Below are 22,252 nucleotides of genomic sequence, written 5' to 3' on the forward strand. Positions count from 1 at the left end.
AGTACCTTTCTTTTTCCTTCAATATGCTCAAGCATCAGATCTGCAGCTTTGAAAGGATCAGGCTCAACGGCAAAGCTTGCTCCAACAACGTCGTCCAGGCCTTTAGTCAGCAGAGCCGTAATTTTACTGAGTGAGCCTATCCCAAAAGCTCATTTAATCTAATTATTGCTGCTACCATTACAACTCCTAAATATGATGTCTCTTTAATTTCATATCTTGGAAATACTTTCTTGCATGACTCTATCCAGCTAAAGAACCTTTCTACTATGCTTTTCTTTTTTTATTCTTCCTGATCTACCTTTATTGGTCTTCCTATCTTCTTTTTCTTCCGATTTCTTTTATTTACTGGTATATTGGACTTTATTCCTCTTCTCCTGTTATATTTTCTAATTTTAGCTGTATCATACATTGCATCAGCTGTTACTTTGGAAGGCCTGTTAACAGGCCTTCCTATAGGTCTCTTTATATTGAAATTTTTAAGTGTCGGTATATAAAGTGTAGAATCATTCTTATTTGCAGGAACAATAATAATCGAAAGAGGTAGACCTTGTAAATCTACTAAAACGCTTATTTTTATTCCTTTTATTTTTTTGTGACCATCGTAGCCGATATTCCCCCTTTTTTAGCCGGAACATCCTTTGTATCAGTAAAGCATTGAGAAAGATCTATTTTATCCAAATCGTAACCTTTGTTCAAAAGTTCATTGAAAATCTTCTGATAGATACCATGTTCACACAGATATAGATGAAATCTATGAACTGTTGACTTTGATCCATATCTCTTGGGAACGTCTTTCCACGTACAACCGGTCATAACAACGTAAAAAATACCATTCATTAACTTCCTCATATTTGCACGCGGCCTTCCTGTAAGTGGTTTCTGTGGAGGAAGATAAGGTTCTATGGAGTTCCATAGAACATCATCGATTTCACGAAATGACATAAAAGTAAATTTATAATTTCAACATAATATTACTTTTGGGATAGGCTCAGTTTTTATTTACTTCCCGAAATTCAGTCTCAGCTTCCTGAATAGGGGGTTTTCTGAAACTTGTGATCCTGAAATATATTGAGCTAATCTTATCCGGTTTCCGAAGTTCAATTTCTTCAGTTAGGAAAAAATATTCAGGATTATCATATGTTATTATTTTATATACCTTTTTAAAAAAAAGCAACTTGTTAATATCTATTTTTATTTGTTTTCTCAGCTTGAAGCATTAAAAACTCAAATCATAAGTACAGTACTTCGCTAAAAATCTCTTCTCCATGTCTTCTCTCCATTCGTTTACCTCAGGCACTCCACTACTAATCTAACCTTCAACTTTCGTCTCAGCCATTCTTCAATGAGTAGTATAAACATTTCAAATCTGAACTTATCTTCATCTATTACCTGAGGACCTCTTTTAACAATCGTAAAATGTTTTTTCTGAAGGTATAACCATATGTTTTTTAACAGGAAAGATATCAGTGCATAAAAGTACCTGATAATTGCGTTTTTAGATGAGGTCTTTGGTTTGACCACATTCCTCATCCTGTATGAAGATTCAATAGCAAATCTTCTTCTGTAAACCGTACTGACCTTTCTTGGAGACCATTTGATTCCAAAAACGACAAAACCAAGGTTTTCACATCCTTTTTTATCTCTTTTCCCTTTCAGATACTTGACATCAATAATAATGTCTAGAAGAATCTTTTTCTTAGAGTTTTTCATGACATATTGTTCGCTACGTGCCTTTATTCCCTTTCAGGATCTGTTTCATCCGTTTTCCTTTCTTGACAACTGGAACTATATGTGGAACCTGGTTACTTTGCAAAAATTTAAACACGTCAATAGAATAAAACTCTCTATCCAGGCAGAGAATTTTAATGTTAAAGTTCAGTTTTTTGATGAGGCTGATAAAATGGGAGAGGTATTCAACTTTTGTTTTATCCTTTTCGACAGGAAGAACAGATATGGTAAACCTCTCATTCTTGTTAATGATATAAAGAGAGACATATGAGTAAAAGGAGTTTGTTGACTTTTTAGCCTGCCCACATATTACATATTTTTCATTAGATGGATCTTTTTTTCCGTAATAAGGATCATTGGTATAATCAACAGCGAATTCATAACTTTTGCCTGTTTTCAGGGTTTTTATGAGTTCTTGAAGGAGAATCTTTTCATTCGATTTGATCAGTTCTTCCATGTTTAGTTTTTTAAGATGGCATCGTAGAGATGTTTCGCAAGCAACATTCTGATACTGTGTTGCAACAGAATGAACAGAATTCCTGTTGACTGACATACTCACAACGGTACGAAAAACGTCTTCACTTGTAAGAGAACCATTGATCTTGATGGTCACATGATCAGTGAGAGACCTTAATACGGCATCAATACATTCTTTTGCCTTTAATTCAAGTTTAGGATTATTTCCGGGCTTATATGATAAAAGAGACATAGGAGGGGCATTTTAATCATATATAAGGGTATCGGAAAACCGTTTTTACGAGGAAATGAAAATTAGCGAAGTACTGAAGTAGTTCGTAAAATAATAGGTTATATGTAAGTACACTATAGATCACATTAAAATAGGAAGATGAATTGAAGAAGATTAGTTGAGTAGAAGAAAGATTAACTGAATATATTAAATACCCTGAATAACGTAGATCAAAGTATACAGATGAGAAAAGCCCGGTGAAATGCATAAATAAATCAGCACCTGAATCGTCAGGTATATTTATGCCAGAAGATAAGGGCCTCAGTACGCTGAATATAAAGGATAGGAAGAAGAGGCGTAAGGAAGAAGAGGTATCCAAAAGGATACGAGATTCGTAAAGAATATTGAATCTGTAAAAGGATACGAGATCTGCAAAAAGTATAAGTAACCAACCCTGGCGAATATAGGAGAATTAATGGTAAATAGCATTATCAGGTTTTTATATCTTAGGATGAAGAACTAAGAAGTAGGAAATAAAATAATATGAAGTGAGACTTATATCAAGGTGCCTTGAAATACCCGGAAATAATATAATTCTGTCTCCCCTATCGCAAAAGTGACTTTGATGGTGAATTTTTGTGAAAAAAGATCTTATGGATATTCTGGCTTGCCCTATATGTAAGGGCGATCTGATTTTGAACGTTGTTGAAGAAAATGAAGAAGAGGTCATATCCGGAACCCTCTACTGCCCGGTATGTAAAGAGCATTATCCTGTAGATGAGGGGATTCCTAATTTGCTTCCTCCGGACCTCAGGAACTGATGTGAGGGTTGAACTTGGAGCAGATATTCCAGAATGTTATCATTAACCGGCAGGAAATAAACTCTATAGAGTTTGAAAAAGAAAGCATTGAGATCCCTCTCTATCCCGGTGAAGAGGAGACTTTCGAAATCCTGATTACAAATCACGGATCTCCAACCCATATTCACCTTTCCGTTAGTGAAGAACTGAAAGGTCAGATCACTTTTTTGCGGGACAACCCCTATGTGCTCCAGAAGGAATACGTATCCGCAGTTGCAAGAATCCCGCAGGAAGGCAGGGTACTTACAAAAGGTCAGATCTTCATCACCGCAGGGTACGGTTCAAAAAAGAAAGGTTTTCCTGTCCAGCTCGGAAAGGTCGAGGCAAAGCCGCAGGATCTCTCAAAGGACGAGCCTGGGAAATGGGAAGAAGATACTGAAGAATTTATATCTTCAAGGCCTTCAGTGTCAGAGCCTGTAAAGAAAACCTCACGTCCGAGGACAGGAGGCGGTTCTGGCGGGATTCTGGGGGGCTTTAAAGGAGGGATTTCTTCTCCGGGAAAAAGGACCCGAATAGGTACGGGGAAGAACGAAAGATTTCCACTGGTCCTGGCTTTCGGAGGTTTTTTGCTGCTCATGTGCTTATTCTTCCTGTACTTCATCCTGCCAGCCGGACTCCAGTTCAATGTCAGTTTTATTCAGGCCCTTTTATTCTCAATCCTGTTTGTGACCTGTACCACTTACATCCTGCTAAACATCATGGAAGAAGGTTGAGTAACGCCGAAAGACCTGGCTTGTATCCTATTTTGCAGTCCGGATGAAATCTATTTAGCCAGAATAAGATTTTCAGAAAAGTAATATTCCCGGTTAGCAGGATTTTTCGATAAGCTCGCTTATCTTAATTTCTTTCCTGCTTAATTTCTTTCCCGTATCTTTTCCTAATTAAATTTTTCAGGTCTGAGTTTTTCCGGTTCTTTTTTAGTTTTTTCTAAGGCGTCGTTGTAAGCAGGACTCGGTTTCCGTTTACTATTTGAGTTTGTTCTTTTAGGGAATTAGAGAGTATTTTTTATATCATGAAGATATTGGTATTGTGTTCGTACACAAGCATTGAAGTAAAGCATTTGATATATTATCTGATTGTTTTTTAGTCTAAAATTCACAGGAATCTTTTGGTCTAAAACCCTTTATTAGAAAAATTATTGAGGAAGCTTACCCATGAAATATATCGTAGTTACCGGTGGGGTGATGAGCGGGCTTGGGAAAGGCATTACCATCGCGTCCATCGGCAGAAATCTGAAAAATAAAGGTTATAAAGTTACGGCTATCAAGATTGACCCTTACATCAATATTGATGCAGGCACCATGAGCCCCTACCAGCACGGGGAAGTTTTTGTGCTCAGGGACGGTGGCGAAGTTGACCTGGATCTCGGAAACTACGAGAGGTTCCTTGACACGGAACTTACCCGAGACCACAACCTTACCACAGGTAAGGTTTACCAGGAAGTGATCGCCAAGGAGAGAAGAGGGGACTACCTCGGAAAGACTGTTCAGATTATCCCCCATATAACCAACGAGATCAAGAATAGGATAAGAAAGGTTGCAGCCAGGAGTGGGGCTGATATCTGTCTTATCGAGATCGGAGGGACTGTTGGAGACATTGAGAGTATGCCTTTCCTTGAAGCTGTCCGTCAGATGCACAGGGAAGAACCTTCCGAAAATATTGTCTTTATTCACGTCACCCTTGTTATGGAAGACCTCCAGGGCGAGCAAAAAACCAAACCTTCTCAGCATTCGGTGAAGGAACTCCGGGCTCTTGGTCTGAGCCCTGAAGTGATAGTTACGAGATCAGGGACTCCCCTTCAGGAAAGTGCCAAGGAAAAAATCGCCTTGTTCTGTGATGTGCCTCAGGAACTGGTTATCAGCGCTCATGATGCCGCTGATATTTATGAAGTGCCTCTTGAGATTGAAGAGCAGGGCCTGACCACCCAGCTCATGAAGCACCTGAAGCTGGAGTCCAGTGTAGAGGACAATGGATGGAGGGAAATGGTTGCAAGGATGAAGTCCACAACTGAAGAGGTCAAGCTGGCAATCGTGGGCAAATACACAAACCTTGAAGACTCTTACCTCAGTATCCTTGAAGCTGTCAAGCATGGAGGAATTGATAATGGTTGTAAGGTTGAAGTCAACATGGTTGAGGCTGAGACCCTGGAAGAAGACCCTGCAGAGATTGAGAAGCTAGGACAGTTTGACGGCATCCTGATTCCCGGAGGTTTTGGAGAACGCGGAACTGAAGGCAAGATGCTTGCAATCAAATTCGCCAGGGAAAATGATATCCCATTCCTCGGAATCTGCCTGGGCATGCAGCTTGCTGTGATCGAATTTGCCAGAAACGTCGTAAATCTTGAAAACGCAAACAGTACGGAGTTTGATGAAGACACTCCTTACCCGGTAATTGACATCCTCCCGGAGCAGACCGGAGTTGCGGATATGGGCGGCACCATGCGCCTTGGGGACTATGACGCTATCCTCAAAGAAGGTTCCCTTGCTACAAAACTCTACGAAACTAATTACATTGTCGAGCGCCATCGCCACAGGTATGAGGTGAACCCCGATTTCGTGGACAGGCTTGAATCCTTTGGCATAATCTTTTCCGGCAAAAACAAAAACAGAATGGAAATCGCCGAAATTCCCGGCAAACGTTTCTTCTTTGCCTCTCAGTTCCACCCCGAGTTCAGGTCAAGACCGGGCAGGCCGTCTCCCCCGTTCAAGGGCCTCGTCAGGGCAATGTGCAAATATAAAAAGGAAAAGGAAGGCCAGTAATCCTAAAGGAAGGACAATAAACCCTACCAGAGTGATTAGGGAGAATTTGCTCTCTATAATCCTCTTTTCTGCTTTTTTCAATTCTTTACTGATATTCTATAAATTAGATTCCCTAACTGAAATTTCTGAAAAACCGGTTTTTAAGCCTTTTATATAATTATACGGGGGTCGGAGAATTTTTCTTATGGGAAACTGATAAATAGTTCTAAAAATGAAAATAGGGGATTAATATGATATCTGTTGAGGTACTGTATTGAAGTGGTATCTGAACGGATATTCTTGACTTCATTAAATTCTATGAAGGTATGCAATATGGCAATGTCTAAAAAAGATTTGGAGAAGAAAAAAAGCGCTAAGAGAGAAAAGATGCAGGAGCTGGAAAAACTGGCTTCTGCGGGCAGCAAGGATGCAAAGAAGAAACTTGCAAAGGAAAGGAAGAAAAAATAATCTTTGATATCTTTCTCCTTTTTGTTTTACATTCGTGAGAAGGTCCGGGGCTTATAAAACCCGGTCCCGGAGATTTCTTTTAAGTCACTTTGTAATTTCTCTGTTTTCAATATTCCATTTTCTTTTTCCTGAAAAAATGCTCTCCGGTAGTTGAGTCCGTTTTTTATTCCTTCGATTCTCATAAAAAAATTCCAATACATCAACAGATGATTTTATTTCATTACTAACATTAATTGTCGGACAGCCTCTTCAGGGTGAGGTGGCCGCCCGCAATTTGATTTTTACCTGGTGTATTGACAGAACTTTCTTGCTTGGGGTAATCCCGGTGCTTTTTATGGCATATGGAGACGGGATAACCGGAATAATAAGGAACCTGAAGTATAATTTTCCGGATTCTTTTCTTCATTCCTTTGATTCTTTTCTTACAACCCTTTATACTTATTTTTCCCGAGTAGCCCTTAAGCCTGCCTTGAAAGCCTGTATATTTAAATCGTTCATCCCATACATGTTAAAATTTCATATATATCTGAGGGAATACATTAAGAAATATTTTATATCAGGAGATGAGATATATAAGGTGTTAAAAGGGGAATTTGCAGAGTTTCAGTTATTGGATTAACTGTTCGGAAGATGGGGTTTCAACTAACTATATCGCTATATACACAATCGAAATAAAAAAATGATAATAATAACCTTCTATAGATAATTGTTTTTAAAAATTTATATTATACCGATTAATACACCGATTAATATGCAGATCAACATGCATCTTCCAAAAATAACCTGAAACTTTTTGATACAGAACTTCTTGATATTTATCACTCTTTATATTTATGGGGGTAGAATAAAATGGATGAGAAAAAAAAGAGTTTAAGAAAGAAGGTCGAACGTTCTGTTTTCGCGGGGAACAGGGCAGCCGCTGCAAAAGAGCTGGGGAGTACCGGAGACCCTGAGGCTGTTCCCATTTTGATTAAGGCGCTTGAAGATTCCAGCCCGAAGGTAAAAATTGCGGCGTCTGATGCGCTGGGGAGACTTAACGACCCTGCTGCAGTCCCGGGTCTGATTAAAATGCTTGCTGAACCTGAAAATACTGTCAAGAAAACTGCAATAATTGCTCTGGGAAAGATAGGCACACCGGAGGCAGTTTCCGGAATTGTTAAAGGGTTCAGTGATCCGGATAAGTTCGTACAGAAAGAATCGGTAAAAGCTCTGATGAGAATCGGGTCTCTGGAATCTATTTCAGGGCTTACGGAAGCTCTTGGGAGTTCGGATACCCCCCTGAAAAAAAATTCAATAATCGCCCTTGGGAAAATAAATACTTATGAAGCGGGCTGCGGGCTTATAAAAGCTCTTGAAGATCCGGACAACAGGGTAAGGCAGCGAGCTGTGAAAACCCTTGGAAAAAGGGGTAACCCGGATGTCCTTGCGGATCTGATGGAGTCGCTGAAAGACTCAAGACAACCGGTACATGAAGCAGCATCCGAAGCCCTCCGCAAAATAATAGCTGCATCAGACTCGGTCCCCGTTATGGTAAAGGCCCTGGATGCAACTGACAGAAATGTCAGGAAAACTGCAATAGAAGCTCTCTGGAAAGCAGGTACCTCTGAAGCCATTCCCCCCCTTTTGAGGGAGCTTGATGACGCGGACTGGTATTTGAGAAGTCGGGCTGCTGACGCACTTGCAGACATCGCTTCCCCTGAAGCTGCCCTGGGGCTTATTAAAGTCATGGATATCCATGACAGTCCTGTAAAGAAAATAATAGTGAATGCCCTTGGAAAAATCGGGACGGTTGAAGCCGTTGAAGGTTTGGTCAAAGCCCTTGAAGACCTTGATAGCTCGGTCCGGGAGACTGCAGCCCTTGTGCTTGGAAAGACAGGAAAAACAGAAGCTGTGCCAGGGCTTTTGAAAGCACTTCATGATTCGAAAAATGCCGTCCAGGAAGCTGCCGTGATCTCGCTTGGAGACCTGAAGGCAAAGGATGCGGTTCCTGAACTACTAAAAATCCTTGATGACCCTGAGGCTAAGACGCATAAAGCCGTAATCTCTACACTCGAAAAAATAGGTACACCCGAAGCAGTTTCGGGTCTTGCAAGAGCTCTTGAGAATCATGGCGCTTTTGTAAGAAGAGCTGCATTAAAGGCTCTCGAGAGAGTTGAGAAATCAGGCAATACCCTGGAAAAGGTAAAAAACCTCGGAACTTCAGGTTTCGAGGTTTCAGAATAAGGTACCAGAACAATTACTCTTCCCGGGTTTACACCGAACATGTGAAGGGGGTAATTTTGCCCCCACCGGTCAGGGTATATGTTCTGCCCTTAAGCCAGCTATTTGTACTTTCATCCGCGTCATAATAAATGGTGTAGCCGTTGTCTTTAATATTGGCCAGGGTGGGACCCTTATCAATCAGGCTCGTAAGGTAGGAAGTCCCGGTCACATCCCAGCTACTTGTCGAGTCCAGGGTGAGGACAATTGAGCCGGCTGTATTGTTTGCATTTATAGCTCCTGTAAGGCTGGTTCCATTCTCCAGTATGACTGTGACCGAGCTGAGGTTATCACATGTAATGTCCCCGTTAAGAACTTCCTCTTCAGCCTTAAGGGTCACTACACCACCGTTTGAACCCGTATTTCCCCACTTGTCGGCACTGGCTGTAAGAAGCGTGCCTGATGTTGCAGTTAAATCCGCACCTTTTAACTCAATTACGGAGTCTGTGTTCGTAATATAGAACAGGGGACCGACTCCAGCCATAAGGGACCCGCCATTCATCTTAAAGATGCTGGTGCCCACTTCGGCATCCCCGGAGAAGTTCTGATACAGCATTACTCCGCATTTTTTTGCGCCCGAGAGGGTAACATTCGTAATGGTAATGGAGTTTCTTCCTTCTATTACGGCAGCTTCGGACCTGATCGAAGTAATTACGGCTTTGGAAACCTTAATAACACCTGTTGAATAAATTCCTGGAGACCCTTCTCCTACCGTGTTCATGGTCCCTCCCTTAACGGTCACAGTTCCGCTGCCCCTGTCCGTTGCAATGGCTGCGCAGTGCTGCCCTTCGGTGCTGATATCCACATCGGTACAGGTTATGTTTCCGGTAAAGGTTGCATCCACGCCTCTTGAGCCATCACCTGTGGTCTTGATCTCTACATCAGACAGGATAATTGAAGACCCCGTACCCGTCGCAAAGACAGCATTGGAACCATTTGCGCTCGTGCTCACCGTACAGTTGGTGAGTTTTACCTTACTGCATGAATCTGCCAGTACTGCAGCATTGAGGCCGTAAAAGTCACTGTTTTCAATTGAAGAAGTGTTTCCAGTCTTTCTTATTGTTGAATCGGATAGAGTAAAAGTTCCGCCATCAGTAACTTTTATGCTGCTTTCATCGGGATTAGATGCAGTAATTACCTGGGTTGCCTGGGCTGAAGTCCCGCCACTCTGTGCATATGCCTTAGTTGTTATTGAAGCCGATGTTCTGTCCGACTCAGACTCCCCTGAACTGTCAGAGTCGGATAAGCATCCGCAGCCAGCGAGCGTAGTGAGAGTGATAATACTGGTGGCCAGCAGTAGCGCGACTACATTTCGAGATACAAGATATTTGTTCATTTTCTGTTTTCCTCTTTCAGGGTAATTTCTTCTTGATAGTCTCAAGTGTGTAAAGGGATGTATAAAAACAATTTCCTGAATGATTAAATAATTATTTTACAGTTCAAAACAGGCAGTAAAAACGGTTAGAAAAAGGAAAGGACAGATCCTTCTATTGGATAGACCTTTCCATTTTTGCTCCTGAAGCCTTAAAAGAATCTAAACTTCAGGTTAATTTCCGACGCAGTTGAAAGGGTTTAGCTGAAAAGGGATTTCAGACTGTTAAGAAGACTTGCAAAGAAACCGGTTTCAGTGGAGCTTTCGGTCTCAGCATTTTCTGCATTATTTGTTTCTTCCTGTTCATCGGGAGCCTGTCCGGACATTCCCTGTTTTTCCGTACTCGCATTTTCGCCCATTGCGTTAGCCCCCTCTGGCCTCTCAGGGCGCTCTTCGGACATGTTCCCAGCGCCCTGTGAAGGTACCTGACTTCCGTTCTGACTTCCGTTCTGAGCCTGTTCTGGGCCAGGGCCCATCATTCCAAAACCGGAAATGCTCTTCAATTCTTCAGGGGCCTCTTCAAGCAGGGCATCAAGCTCTTCTCGGATCTTCTGGAGGTCTGATTCAGATTCGGCTTCGGAAATTTCTTCTTTGATTGAAGTCAACCCGCTTATCAACTCTTCGGCGGATGCAAGGGTCTCATCGTCAATTTCTTCGGTGGAGTTTTCAAGAGTTTCTATCATCCTGTCAACAGATTCGGTCATCCGGCTCTGCATAGTATCAAAATCTTCTTCCGGGAGGGAGGGCTCTGTTGTTTCCTCCTCAGCAAGTGCGCAACTGGGAACTACGCTGAACATTATCAGCAAAACGGAAAATATGGAAATTTTTTTCAGGGTAAAGAATTTAGTCAAATCAAAAAGTTTCATGTATATAACCTCTAATGAATCTTCATTCAGATAAAGAATCTTGCATTCGGATCGTATTCTGAAATATATAATTTTAAACATTTAATCGGAGAACATATTAGTAATAAAAATCCATCCAGGTAACCTGTGCCAGAAAAAGAACGGGAAAAGAGTGTGTGCTCTATCCCCCAATCCATTCCCTTTATCTAGGGTTCTGACAGATTACATAGTGCAGTTATAATGGGCTTCCTTCAGGAAACCTTTCCGATTTTTTGACTTCTATTCCCCAGTTATGGATTTTTGCGGATCTCCTTACTTAGGTTTTCGGTTTTGGTTTCTTAACTGGATCTTTAAAGGAGGGATTTTTAATGATCATCTCAGAGGATCAGTCCTCGGTGCTGTCATCCTTGCCGTTCTCCGGCAGGTTTTCAGGGCGCATGGGCATGTTTCCGCGACCACCCTGCATTTTGCCTTCTCTCTGCATTGGGCCACCCTGCTGCATCGGACCCTTCCCATCCTTCATTTCAGAGGACATAATTTCTCTGAGCTCATCAAGGGATTCAGCCCCTTCGACATCTGCGATCAGGGCAGTGAGTTCCTCAATCCTGGATTCGAGCTTTTCATCAGTTGCGTTTTCATCCCCCGTAAGCCTGGCGTTCAGCATCTCAATTTCCGTTTCAAGGGAATCAACGGTCCGGGTCTGCAGGTAATCAAATAAAATGTCCTCCAGTTCTGCAGCCGCTGAAGCCTCACTTACATCAGCATATAAGTTCTGAAGCTCAGCGATTTTCTCATTGAGCTCTTCAGCCCTGTCGTCTTCACCTGCTTCCTCAAGCTTGGTCTGCATTTCTTCAAGCTGTTCGGTCATGTCCTGAAGAGAATCAAGCATATTAGTCTGGACCTCGGTAAAGTTCTCATCAGTTAAGTTCGCGACTTCAAAGAGGCATGACCCGTACATTTCACAGGGTAATCCATTCTTTTCTCCAAAGCCCGCACTTTCAGCATTTGCCGGCCTGTCTGCGAGCAAAACCTCCTGCAGTTCTTCTGCACTTGAAGCCTCACTTACATTTTCATACTTGCTTTGAAGTTCAGCAATCTTTTCAGTAATTGAGTTAAGAATTTCAGCCTGAATCTCTGCGAAGTTTTCTTCAGTAATATTTGAAGCGGAACCGACCCCCATGCCTAGCATTCCATCGAGCCCCGCACCCCCATGCCTTATGCCTCCCGGCATCATTTTTCCAAATTCATTTTCAATTGTTGAATTTAATTGAGTTGTGGTCCCATTTTCTAAAGCAAAAGCACCAGAAGGAATGATGCTTAAGACCATCAGCACCACCGCAAAACTGGCAGTCGATTTTACTGCTTGTTTTTTCATAGTATACCTCCGTCAATTACTTATTTGACTAATTTGTCTAACTTATTTGACTAATTTGTCTAACTTATTTGATTAATTTGTCTAACTTACTTTGTTCTTTTTATCTGTTGAACTCAAGCAACTTTTCGCCGCTCGACATTCCTGTAATAAGCTGGCTTAAATATAAGCATACTTTCAGGAATAGGGATCTTTTACGAAATAAATTTAGAGAATAAGCTTTTATAGAGTTTTATTTTGAAAATTAAGCTTAATTATCAAATATGATGCTTATTTAAGTTCTAAAAAAACTTATGTTTTAACTGGTAAATATATCCACTAAATTAAATACCTGAATAGTCGGGGTAGCCTGCCCTACAAGAATAAAGTTATCTTAAAGTTGATAATTAAATCACATCAATACGGAGATGCACCATAAACAGGAATGAAAACATGCACCTTTCTGATTACTGGGGTACGGAACTCACCCGATTACCATCCCATTTTTACAGAGATGTATATTGGCCTCAAGTTTGTGTGATAAAAAAGATCGGAAAAAGATACAGCTTTTAATGAGTCTGTACTTGTTGTTAATTTTACTCGTTATTAATTGTACTCGTTATTCATTATTCTCGTTATTAATTGTACTCGCTATTCATTATTCTCGTTGTTAGTTGTCCTCGCGATTAATTTTATTCGGATTCATTTACTGGTAGAGAAATCAAGAGATAGATCTAAAGAAGAAAAAGAGAACGAAAAAGAGGAAGAAAAAAGGACGAAAAAATTGGAGAAAAGAATGGGATCATTACGGAGGTCGCGTTGAGATATAAAACCTGAAAAATCAGAGGGCACTTTTCAAATGTGAAAATGGCTTATAAATAGAATATAGGGTTGTTCAAGAGCTTTAAGGAAATTCAAACTCCCAAAATGTGAGATTTAAGAATTATAAAGCATTAAACACAAAAATAATCCCCCTTAAAGGATGTTTACTAAACCCAATACTATGATGGAACTGGAAAAGTAAGTATGCTTTTATCTTTAAATCCAGATACAGCATCTGCAGTCAGGAATATACCGAATAATACACATCCAACCCAGTACAATCCTCACCCAACAAACTCTCAAAACGAAAAACCTTCAAAATATGCCTTCATTCAAAATATGCCTTCAAGCAGTAATGTTTCGTGTTATATATCATGGAAGATACTGCTCATGGAAGATACTGCTGAAGCAAAAAATAGAGACCATATGTTTGTATCATATATGTTATATCATATATGTTATATCATATACCTTCAAAATAGTAGCTTCGGATGTTCCTGACAGCTAACAAACCCTTCAGAAGATATCATAAAATATAATCAGATCATCCAACATACAGAGACAGAAAGATGCCTGAAAACCCGGAGGAAAATTTGTTGGTCCTGCAGCTTTCCGAAGATTCCAGGAAAATTGCCAGGCTCCTCTCTAATGAGACTTCGATCAGGATTCTCAAACTGCTTTACAGAAGATCGATGTCAGCCGCTGATATTGCCGATGAGCTTAAAGTGCGCCTGAATACCCTCAAGTACAACCTGGATTCGCTCCTTGAAGCCGGGCTGATCAGAGTGAGGCAGGTAAAATGGAGCAGAAAAGGAAGAGAAATAAAAATCTACGAAGCAGTAGAGAAAGTAATTATCCTTCTGCCAGGGAAAAAAAGTCCGGACATGTCCCTCATATTAACGATGCTTCGGCAGCACAGCCTGAAAAACCCGGAAGGATCGGATATTTCGGGAGTTTATTGTGAGCCCGGAATCTGAAATTTCCGCAAGCACGCATCTGAGATTGCTTAAGGTATGCTTTAAAAAAATTTTGAACTTCAACAATATTTTAATATACAAAAACAATAAATGGAATGTAGTGTCCAGTGATTATTTACCAGAAGGCGTAGACAAGCATGAAAATTAAACTCTTGTCCTTGATTCTTATAATAATGGGAGTTCTCGTAACTTCAGGTTGTGTTGATTCACAGGCACAGCCTTATACAAATTCACAGGTGCAGCCTTATACAAAAGTTCCAGGCGACCTTTACAGAAGCATTTTCTACCCCTATGCTGGACTCCTGACGTCCCATCCTCCTCTCAATCCTGATGTGGATGGACCACCTTCTCTGCGAGATGCAACCCACCTGCTTGACGAGAATATTGGAAAGGCAGAATTCATAGCTGAAAAGATAGAACCCGGAATTCAGTACTTCAAAGAGCAGGGAAAGGATGTGAGCAGGCTTGAAGCCCTGCTTGAGGAATACAAAAGGCTCATAGAAGAAGCAAAAATTTATCGTGCCCTTGCAGCATCAGAATCTGGTGAAGACTATGTCATCTCCGAGATGAATGAAGCTTCAGAAGATGGAATGACAGTAGAGAGCTCGGAAAAGGAGTACCTGATACAATCCCAGAAGAGCATGATTCAAGCCAATCTTGTGCTTAAAGACATATTTGACGAGTTTAAACGCCTGATGCCCGGAAGTGTAGAACTGAACGAGACGGCCAGGCTAAATGCGGAAGGGGAGGGGAGAGTTACTCTAATGGGAGGTTTTGATCTCAGCCTGCACCTGCAGGGAGGTGAAATAGCCATAATGGACCTTTCCCCTGATTCAGTAATGCAGATCGAAGGGGACTACACAGTTGAAATTAAAGATGGGCGGCAGGAAAACATACTCATCTACCATATACGTTCTGCGGATGTGGAGATTTCAGGTGCCCAAAAAACACTATTGCTCATTGGTGAAAATATCACTGTTGAGTCAGAAGGAGAAGGATATGCGGTTTTCTTCGGGAATGGGACTTATACTGTTGAAGGTGCCGCCGGAACAAAGCCAGAAGAACAATGGGCATCTGAAGTACTTTTAGTCGCAGAAATGGGCCCAGATAAACCGGAAAGGACGGAAAACAAGTTTTCTCCGGTGGGCATGCATGTTCAGGAAAACGGGAGAAAAGAGCTTTATTGAAAGGAATCAGCTTTATCAAAGGGAATCAACTTTATTAAAGAGAATCTATAAAGTCATAAAAAGATATAAGCATAAAGTCCGAAAAGATAATTGAGAATCCAACCGTGACCCGGGTTTCCTGATAAAAATGAATCTGAAAGTTTACATAATATGCGTTGCTACCGCCGTACTTTTTGCTGTGCCTGTCCTTGCAGATAACACAGCCACAATTCACGGAGAGGTGTATAGCTGGGATACCTTCGAACCGCTTGAAAATGCCGTGGTTGAAGTAAACTCCACCCCCTCCCAGTCCATGGTAGCTAAATACGGTGTATACTATTTTGAGCTTGACCCTGGGGATTACCTAATTAAAGCCAGTTATTATGAAAACAGTACGCTTGTTAATTCTGGCGAAGTAACGGTCACAATTAAAGGGGAAGGAAGTTATGTACGTGACCTCCTGCTCCTCCCTGTTTATTCCACAATATTGATGGAAGGAGAGAATAATTCCAGCACCTCCATACCGGTGAGTAATAATTCAGATTCTGATATCAACTCAGATGACGAGAACTCGAGCGATATTAATGTAAGTTTCCCTGAAGGCACAGAAATAACCGGCTCTACCTTTTCGACCGGCTATTATCTGCTTGCTGCCCTTGCACTGTCTCTCCTTTTAGCTGCCGGCTACAGTTTCCAGAAACATAGAAACGTAGAGAAAAAAGAACCAGAAAAAGAGAAATCGGGAAAAAGTCAACTGGAAGCAAATAAACTAAAGAAAAACAGACTTCAGGAAGGAAAAGCTGTGCATGAAACAGCAGTATCCGAAGCAGAAAAACTCTCTGCACCCGAGAGTATGCCCACCTTTTCAGCAAAGCTTCCTGATGAAAGAGTTACACCGTCAATCGAAAAGAAAATCCAGGCAAACCCCTCAGAAACCCGGCTTCCTGAAGAGACGGACTTTGAATTGAAGGAAAAGGAAAAAGAGACAGAAAGCAAAGCAGAGCCGTCCAGAACTGAAATAAAACCTGCAGAACTTGAACCTGAAGCAGAGGAAGGCCGGAAAAAGGCTTCGGAAGAACCATCTCCTGAAGAGTCTCCTGAGGGACCGGAAAAGGTGCCTGAACCCGCAAAACTGCCCGAACCGGAAGCCCCTGCTGTCAAAAAGAACCTTCCTCTCCCTGCGGACCTCCAGGAAATCATGGACATCATCAGGGGCCAGGGAGGCAGGATCACACAGAAAGATCTCCGCAGTAAATTAAGATATTCCGAAGGGAAAGTCAGCCTCATGCTTGCAGATCTGGAAAGAAGAGAGCTGATAGAAAAGTTCAAGCGGGGACGTGGAAATGTTGTGATCATCAGGGACGAGGAGAGATAAGTTTCTCATATCTCTAGCTTCCCATATCCCCTGATTCCCACATCTCTCACTACTTTTTTCATATCTGTATATTGGGTTACTCCAGATTAGTCGATAGCAGTATGTTTTGCCTCAATGATCTCATCAGCTTTTATTTCTTTGTTTCTTCTGAAACATTTCTTTGTGTTTAACACTAACCAGCCCCAGTGCAGTACAAAGTGGGCAATAAAGAAGACCAGCATCAGAATCCCAATCTTCTCATGGATAAACTTCCAGAAATGGGACGTTCCATGTCCGTCGATAAACAATAAAAGACCTGAATAGCCAACCAGCACAAATTGTCCGAGTAAGGCAAGGTCCACGACGTAGTTAATTTTTGTTCGACTCATTCTTTTACTCCATTGTATCTACATCTTTGTAACTTCTACATTTCTATGTAATTTCCCATATTCTTCGCATAATCAATTACAGCCACGCTGTTAAACTCAGCTTACCGCTTTACATCCCTCTAATTGCCAGAAAAAGAGAAAAAGATACTTGCAAAAAAAGAGTTCAAAAAGAAATTAATTTTCATTTTTTGACTTTATTAAGAATATAAATCAAATTTAATTCTTGATTCTTACTTTTAAATCTTAAATTAGTTGTTTTAAGCCCTATTTTTAGGAATCACAAAAGGCATGAGTTTTTATAATTATATTATATACAAGGAAATTGATTAATTGATTGCATAGTCCATGAAGAAAATTTCAGTTTTCTCACCCCGCCCCGCGCTTAACCTCTGCCAGCCTGCCAGTCAGGTAAAAGAATAAGCTGCAAATAAGTGCTTCAAGTAAGAGAAACGATATACTGAATAAATGTCCCCCGGTTCAAGGGAATATTTTTCCTTAACCCCGGAAACTACATTTCAATTTACATGTAAACATCAACACCTCCACCAACTTCTGGCGCCCCCTCACAAAAAGCATAAAAGGCAAAAGATTTTCAGAAGAATTTCAAACAATTTTTTTAACTTTACTCGACCCTCAGTGCGCAAATAGTAGAGGAGATCAATTTATGTTTGGGGCTCAAGAGAAGAATAGTATATTTTTTAAATTATTTTGAATGTTCTCAGACTATAAATATATTTTTTTCTTTATTTTTGTATAGGGGGGTTATTTTCTACCTCTCTATGAGTATTCAGATCAAGAGTGGGAACATATCAATATCTGAACTCGGGGTTTTATCCATAGAAAACAGTTCCCAGAGAAGGCTGTTGTGTGATTACGAATAATCATGACAGATAATAATACTTTATAGGGAGTATAATTACTGATTAAGGGCTTATTAAAGAATAAATAAGTCAGAAACCCCATAGAAAAGCTTCATTGCTAAATTTATTCCTTAAATTCCCTTTTTTCGGTTAAGTATGCTTTTATTATTAAATGCCCTTGATGGGGGTTGACTGCCTCAAGTCCCTCCTAAGCAGTCATCTGACTGAGTACCGGTCTAAAGGTGCTTCTGTCAGGAGGAGAAAACGGGAAACATCTGGAAAGGATACCTCGCCACCAGAAAACTGGAACCCTTCATAACGTCCGGGTGTTCCCGTTTAAGAACAAGAGGAAAGGAGCAGTCAAACAGAAACCCTACACCCCAGAAGAAAGAGGCACCTTGCATCCCGCAGGTGTCTCAAAATCATCAAGACCTCATTGAACCGTCTAATTGGGCTTTCAGGATCCAACTGGACCACATGAATTACATGAATTATATCTTGAGAAGAGCATCAGATCCAATCACGAAAAAGGTCGTGAGAAAATAAACACCAGACGAACAAAACAAACTAAAGCTACTCTGAAAAGATTCAGCTCGGCCTGAAAGCTTCAGCTCAGATGTGACTAACTTTTTAGAGGTAATTTATGACACTTACTGAACTTATAGAGAACTTCAAAATGAAGTTAAATCCCTCAACAATCATGGATTCGCTCGAAAAAACTGCGAGTTTCTACGATGAATCCGAAAACGATTCAGAGGCAAGTGGTTCATGGGAGGAGCTACAAAACCCGGAAAGAAGTTCAGACGCCGGTTTTTCCCAAAGCTCTGAAATGAGCAGGCTCACCAGTGATGAAAGAGAACCACTTATCAAACTAACCGATGTCTGGAAAATCTACCAGATGGGGGAGGTTGAGTTTGCAGCCTTAAAGGGGATAGATCTGGAGATTTACGAAGGAGAATTTCTTGTAGTACTCGGCCCCAGCGGAAGTGGAAAAAGCACACTTATGAACCTGCTGGGCTGTCTTGACATACCTTCAGAGGGCACTGTTTACCTAAATTCAAATGACATCTCGGAACTTGAAGAATCCGAGCTTGCCCGCATCAGAGGACAGATGATCGGCTTTATTTTCCAGAGTTTCAACCTGATTCCCACACTGAGCACGGAAGAGAACGTCCTCTTACCCCTGGAATTTCAGGAAGCGGACGCGCATGTAGCACGAAAGAAAGCTGCATACCTGCTTGACATAGTCGGGCTTTCGGACAAGAAAAAAAACCTGCCTTCCCAGCTCTCAGGCGGACAGAGGCAAAGGGTTGCTATAGCACGTTCCCTGGCTGTGAACCCGCCTATAATCCTTGCAGACGAGCCTACAGGAAACCTGGACAGCAAGACCGGAGATTATATTCTGGAATTTCTGGACGGGATGCATGAAAAGGAAGGCAAGACGATCATCATTGTGACCCATGACCTGAACCTGGTAAAATATGCAACAAGAGTTGTGTACATCAGAGACGGTGAAATCGAAAAAATTGAAACACGCACGAAAAACGAATCAGGTACGATAAACGAATCGGATATGAATTGAGGAATAAAAATGAAAAAGTTTTCTTTGCTAACAATTTTGCTGCTGTTTTCAGCGTTCATATGCCTGGGGGCCGGAACAGCCTTAGGTTCTACAGGGGACATAACGTCTTCATCCCTGGAAGTCAATTTAACCAATCAGAACCCGGACACTGCTCGCCCCGGAGAAACTGTTGAGCTTACCGTTAGCGTGCAGAATGTGGGAACAAAGGATGCAAAAGATATTACTGTCACCGTCGATCCGGAATATCCTTTCTCAAAAATTTCCAGCGAAGCTCTTGAAAAAGAGATCTCCTATCTGAATGCACGGCAAGATGATGATGAGGGAGGTGTCCTTAAATTCAAGCTCCTGGTAGATTCCAATGCCTCTGCAGGTACGTATCCCGTGGACATTACAACTACCTATAAAACCGGATCAGGATCTTCGGCAACCACATACACCACCACAAAAACTGTCTACATCGATGTAAGAGGGAAAGAATACGCTCAGATCGTGACCATAGATAAGGCAAACATCGACATCGCAAAAGAAGAAACACTTGAGTTCATCGTAACGAATACCGGAACATCCCCTCTGAAAAACATGGTGATATCCTGGACAGACCCTGACGGCGTGGTCCTGCCGGTATATTCGGACAACACCAAGTACATCAAGTACCTGGATGCAGGAGAGTCCGTAACCGTTACTTATTCCGTAATGGCAGATGTCAATGCGGATCCCGGACTTTATACTCTGGACATAACCCTTACCCTTGAAGACTATGACTCAAATGAACAAACTATCAATACTACAGCAGGAGTGTTCGTAGGTGGTGAAACCGACTTTGACGTTTCCTTCTCGGAAAGTGATGAGGGAGAAATTTCGCTTTCGGTTGCAAACGTAGGTAATAACATTGCTTATTCAGTGAAAGTCTCGGTTCCGGACCAGGAAAATTACAAGGTATCGGGGAGTTCCTCAACAATTGTAGGAAATCTTGAGAAAGGAGACTATACAATCACTACCTTTGACGTTGCGAGCACACAGGGTGCCTTAGGAGCTGAAGGTAGTACAGATGGACCGGGTACTGCAAAAGCAAGTACTGAAGGAGAAAATTTAACCGTTGCCTCCGTGGAAAACAATCCCCTGTTAGTCCAGATTGAATATACGGATGCAAAAGGAGAGAGAATAACCGTCGATAAGGAGGTAGAACTTGAGATTACCGGCGGAACCATGGGTCCACAGACGGGAGGACCTGGCAATAGCGGTGGCATCACTTCGTACCTGCCCTATATAGCGGTAATAATACTTGCGGGCGGAGCATTCGTGTACCGGAAGAAAATACAGGAAAAGATAAGGGAAAGAAAAGAGAAAAAACCCGGGAACAAGAAACCTGAAGGCAACAGAATAACTGCGGGTAGTAAAAAGCCTGAAGAGCAGAAATACGTCCATGAGACGTCAAAAGACTGAAAGATCAACATCCACAGAAAACGGAAGGATGCAAGATGAGAAATTCAACCTACCTGAAAATGGGCCTTAACATGCTCCTGCACAGTAAACTCAGGAGCTGGCTGACCATTATCGGGATAGTTATCGGGATCGGGTCTGTTGTTGGCATCCTCTCCCTTGGGGATGCTATGGAGGAGCAGGTGCAGAGCAGACTTGCCGAAATGGACCTGACTCTAATAACCATTTCCCCCGGATATACCAGAGCATCGTCAAACATGCCCGGCCCCGGGGGTGGAGGAGGCACGACAACGGATGTCGAATTAACCGATGATGATATCACGGCGCTTCAAGGTCTGGACGGAATCGAATATATAGCCGGGCAGATTTCCGGCAGTGAACCGGTGATTTATGCAGGGGAAAATGCTACTATGACAATCACAGGAGTGGATCCCCAGGTCTGGCAATATATGACCACGCTTGAAACGCAATCAGGAAGGTTGCTCGAACCGTCTGACAAATATGTAGCAGTAATAGGAAGCGGTGTTGCCACTGAGACTTATGACCAGGAAATTGGAATCAATCAGGTAATAACAATCAACGGAAAATCGGTGCGAGTTGTCGGTATCCTTACAGAAGAGGGGCGGGGTGACAGAAGCATTTACATGCCAATCGATGCGGCAGTAAACATAATTGACGATGCGGAAGACGATGTCTTCGATACTATCACGGTAAAAGCCAAGAGTGAAGACCTGGTAGACGGGCTGATGGAAGATATTGAGGACAAGCTCATGATCTCAAGGCATATTATTCAGGAAGATGACCGGGACTTTTCCGTAAGCGCTTCAAAGTCTATGGCTGAGTCCGTTACCGAGATGACGAGTTCGATGACCCTCTTCCTGGGAGCTATTGCAGCCGTTTCCCTCCTTGTAGGAGCCGTGGGGATTGCAAACACCATGTTTACTTCAGTCCTGGAAAAGACAAAGGAGATAGGGACTATGAAAGCCATTGGAGCGAAAAACAGGGATATCCTCATGATTTTCATCTTTAACTCTGCAATGGTAGGTTTTGTTGGCGGTGTACTTGGAGTAATCCTGGGAGCTTTTGTTTCAACTCTATTCCCTTACCTGGGCATGACCATGATGGGTGGGGGGAGTGATTCAGGTTTATATCTTTCCCCTGACCTGATGGCTTTCGGGCTGATCCTTGCAATCGTAATAGGTGTGGGTTCAGGAGTAGTCCCGGCTTACAGGGCATCGAAACTAAAGCCGGTAGACGCATTGAGGTACGAATAAGCGGAAAAAGAGAATTAAGCTTGAAGAAAATTTTTAAATGAAAGGGTCAACCCTTTCTTAATATTTTGTCAAGGATAAA

At 41.8% G+C, this 22,252-nt stretch carries 18 protein-coding genes and 1 pseudogene; 12 read left to right on the forward strand and 7 right to left on the reverse strand.

The window, feature by feature from the left end:
• Positions 1 to 280: 280 nt before the first annotated feature.
• From MSSIT_RS21745 to MSSIT_RS06900, 3 genes and pseudogenes are all read right to left on the reverse strand, one after another.
• Complete coding sequence (locus MSSIT_RS21745; protein ID WP_082088904.1) at positions 281 to 610, reverse strand: transposase; 330 nt, start codon at positions 608 to 610, stop codon at positions 281 to 283.
• Entirely contained in the window at positions 583 to 942 is a 360-nt protein-coding gene (locus MSSIT_RS06890) for a transposase (protein WP_052721562.1), read from the reverse strand. Before MSSIT_RS06890 ends, MSSIT_RS21745 begins: the two co-directional genes overlap by 28 nt.
• A gap of 342 nt (positions 943 to 1,284) precedes the next feature.
• Positions 1,285 to 2,437: pseudogene (locus MSSIT_RS06900) on the reverse strand (ISH3 family transposase).
• Positions 2,438 to 3,054: 617 nt separating this feature from the next.
• Here MSSIT_RS06900 and MSSIT_RS06905 point away from each other — a divergent pair.
• From MSSIT_RS06905 to MSSIT_RS06925, 6 genes are all read left to right on the forward strand, one after another.
• Complete coding sequence (locus tag MSSIT_RS06905) at positions 3,055 to 3,237, forward strand: methytransferase partner Trm112 (protein ID WP_048171102.1); 183 nt, start codon at positions 3,055 to 3,057, stop codon at positions 3,235 to 3,237.
• A gap of 14 nt (positions 3,238 to 3,251) precedes the next feature.
• Complete coding sequence (locus MSSIT_RS06910) at positions 3,252 to 3,989, forward strand: DUF7524 family protein (protein ID WP_048171104.1); 738 nt, start codon at positions 3,252 to 3,254, stop codon at positions 3,987 to 3,989.
• A 441-nt stretch (positions 3,990 to 4,430) separates the two neighbouring features.
• Complete coding sequence (gene pyrG, locus MSSIT_RS06915) at positions 4,431 to 6,035, forward strand: glutamine hydrolyzing CTP synthase (protein ID WP_048171106.1); 1,605 nt, start codon at positions 4,431 to 4,433, stop codon at positions 6,033 to 6,035.
• A 258-nt stretch (positions 6,036 to 6,293) separates the two neighbouring features.
• Positions 6,294 to 6,482 (forward strand): hypothetical protein, encoded by a 189-nt coding sequence (locus MSSIT_RS22980; RefSeq protein ID WP_156158806.1) that lies wholly within the window; start codon positions 6,294 to 6,296, stop codon positions 6,480 to 6,482.
• Between the two features lie 334 nt (positions 6,483 to 6,816).
• Positions 6,817 to 7,101, forward strand: coding sequence for a hypothetical protein (locus tag MSSIT_RS24615; protein WP_231590453.1), 285 nt, complete (start codon positions 6,817 to 6,819; stop codon positions 7,099 to 7,101).
• A gap of 230 nt (positions 7,102 to 7,331) precedes the next feature.
• Positions 7,332 to 8,705, forward strand: coding sequence for a HEAT repeat domain-containing protein (locus MSSIT_RS06925; protein ID WP_048171110.1), 1,374 nt, complete (start codon positions 7,332 to 7,334; stop codon positions 8,703 to 8,705).
• Between the two features lie 28 nt (positions 8,706 to 8,733).
• Here MSSIT_RS06925 and MSSIT_RS06930 read toward each other — a convergent pair whose 3' ends face one another.
• The 3 genes from MSSIT_RS06930 to MSSIT_RS06940 all read right to left on the reverse strand — a co-directional run bounded on the left by MSSIT_RS06930 (position 8,734) and on the right by MSSIT_RS06940 (position 12,333).
• A complete protein-coding gene (locus MSSIT_RS06930) occupies positions 8,734 to 10,077 on the reverse strand; it encodes a hypothetical protein (RefSeq protein ID WP_231590454.1) in 1,344 nt (447 codons plus the stop codon).
• Positions 10,078 to 10,313: 236 nt separating this feature from the next.
• Positions 10,314 to 10,979: a hypothetical protein gene (locus MSSIT_RS06935; RefSeq protein WP_048171114.1), complete on the reverse strand. Its 666-nt coding sequence runs from the start codon at positions 10,977 to 10,979 to the stop codon at positions 10,314 to 10,316.
• 364 nt (positions 10,980 to 11,343) lie between these two features.
• Positions 11,344 to 12,333, reverse strand: coding sequence for a hypothetical protein (locus tag MSSIT_RS06940; protein WP_048171116.1), 990 nt, complete (start codon positions 12,331 to 12,333; stop codon positions 11,344 to 11,346).
• A gap of 1,367 nt (positions 12,334 to 13,700) precedes the next feature.
• Between MSSIT_RS06940 and MSSIT_RS06945 the strand changes: the two genes are divergently transcribed.
• The 3 genes from MSSIT_RS06945 (at position 13,701) to MSSIT_RS06955 (ending at position 16,649) form a co-directional block, all read left to right on the forward strand.
• Entirely contained in the window at positions 13,701 to 14,108 is a 408-nt protein-coding gene (locus tag MSSIT_RS06945; RefSeq protein ID WP_048171118.1) for an ArsR/SmtB family transcription factor, read from the forward strand.
• A gap of 158 nt (positions 14,109 to 14,266) precedes the next feature.
• Positions 14,267 to 15,295 carry a hypothetical protein gene (locus tag MSSIT_RS06950; protein WP_231590455.1) on the forward strand — a complete coding sequence of 343 codons (1,029 nt, stop codon included), beginning with the start codon at positions 14,267 to 14,269 and terminating at the stop codon, positions 15,293 to 15,295.
• A 127-nt stretch (positions 15,296 to 15,422) separates the two neighbouring features.
• Complete coding sequence (locus MSSIT_RS06955; RefSeq protein WP_048171123.1) at positions 15,423 to 16,649, forward strand: helix-turn-helix transcriptional regulator; 1,227 nt, start codon at positions 15,423 to 15,425, stop codon at positions 16,647 to 16,649.
• Between the two features lie 86 nt (positions 16,650 to 16,735).
• Here the strand turns inward: MSSIT_RS06955 and MSSIT_RS06960 are convergent, their stop codons facing one another.
• Complete coding sequence (locus MSSIT_RS06960; RefSeq protein WP_048171125.1) at positions 16,736 to 17,017, reverse strand: DUF4405 domain-containing protein; 282 nt, start codon at positions 17,015 to 17,017, stop codon at positions 16,736 to 16,738.
• Positions 17,018 to 18,520: 1,503 nt separating this feature from the next.
• Here MSSIT_RS06960 and MSSIT_RS06965 point away from each other — a divergent pair.
• Genes MSSIT_RS06965 through MSSIT_RS06975 form a run of 3 tightly spaced genes read left to right on the forward strand, consistent with a single transcriptional unit; the run spans position 18,521 to position 22,173 of the window.
• Entirely contained in the window at positions 18,521 to 19,459 is a 939-nt protein-coding gene (locus MSSIT_RS06965; RefSeq protein WP_187151879.1) for an ABC transporter ATP-binding protein, read from the forward strand.
• Positions 19,460 to 19,468: 9 nt separating this feature from the next.
• On the forward strand, positions 19,469 to 20,902 hold the full coding sequence (locus tag MSSIT_RS06970) for a COG1361 S-layer family protein (RefSeq protein ID WP_048171127.1): 1,434 nt from the start codon (positions 19,469 to 19,471) through the stop codon (positions 20,900 to 20,902).
• A gap of 35 nt (positions 20,903 to 20,937) precedes the next feature.
• Positions 20,938 to 22,173, forward strand: a complete 1,236-nt coding sequence (locus MSSIT_RS06975) for an ABC transporter permease (protein ID WP_048171130.1) — start codon at positions 20,938 to 20,940, stop codon at positions 22,171 to 22,173.
• Positions 22,174 to 22,252: the final 79 nt, after the last annotated feature.

The sequence above is a fragment of the Methanosarcina siciliae T4/M genome (assembly GCF_000970085.1).
GTDB lineage: Archaea > Halobacteriota > Methanosarcinia > Methanosarcinales > Methanosarcinaceae > Methanosarcina > Methanosarcina siciliae.

What these genes read in the sequence shown, in the direction of transcription:
- MSSIT_RS24615 (WP_231590453.1), top strand. Translation starts at nt 6,817, where the DNA reads ATGGCATATGGAGACGGGATAACCGGAATAATAAGGAACCTGAAGTAT.
- MSSIT_RS06935 (WP_048171114.1), bottom strand. Translation starts at nt 10,979, where the DNA reads ATGAAACTTTTTGATTTGACTAAATTCTTTACCCTGAAAAAAATTTCC.
- MSSIT_RS06970 (WP_048171127.1), top strand. Translation starts at nt 19,469, where the DNA reads ATGAAAAAGTTTTCTTTGCTAACAATTTTGCTGCTGTTTTCAGCGTTC.
- MSSIT_RS06940 (WP_048171116.1), bottom strand. Translation starts at nt 12,333, where the DNA reads ATGAAAAAACAAGCAGTAAAATCGACTGCCAGTTTTGCGGTGGTGCTG.
- pyrG (WP_048171106.1), top strand. Translation starts at nt 4,431, where the DNA reads ATGAAATATATCGTAGTTACCGGTGGGGTGATGAGCGGGCTTGGGAAA.
- MSSIT_RS06930 (WP_231590454.1), bottom strand. Translation starts at nt 10,077, where the DNA reads ATGAACAAATATCTTGTATCTCGAAATGTAGTCGCGCTACTGCTGGCC.
- MSSIT_RS06975 (WP_048171130.1), top strand. Translation starts at nt 20,938, where the DNA reads ATGAGAAATTCAACCTACCTGAAAATGGGCCTTAACATGCTCCTGCAC.
- MSSIT_RS06965 (WP_187151879.1), top strand. Translation starts at nt 18,521, where the DNA reads ATGACACTTACTGAACTTATAGAGAACTTCAAAATGAAGTTAAATCCC.
- MSSIT_RS06945 (WP_048171118.1), top strand. Translation starts at nt 13,701, where the DNA reads ATGCCTGAAAACCCGGAGGAAAATTTGTTGGTCCTGCAGCTTTCCGAA.
- MSSIT_RS06960 (WP_048171125.1), bottom strand. Translation starts at nt 17,017, where the DNA reads ATGAGTCGAACAAAAATTAACTACGTCGTGGACCTTGCCTTACTCGGA.
- MSSIT_RS06890 (WP_052721562.1), bottom strand. Translation starts at nt 942, where the DNA reads ATGTCATTTCGTGAAATCGATGATGTTCTATGGAACTCCATAGAACCT.
- MSSIT_RS06955 (WP_048171123.1), top strand. Translation starts at nt 15,423, where the DNA reads ATGAATCTGAAAGTTTACATAATATGCGTTGCTACCGCCGTACTTTTT.
- MSSIT_RS06925 (WP_048171110.1), top strand. Translation starts at nt 7,332, where the DNA reads ATGGATGAGAAAAAAAAGAGTTTAAGAAAGAAGGTCGAACGTTCTGTT.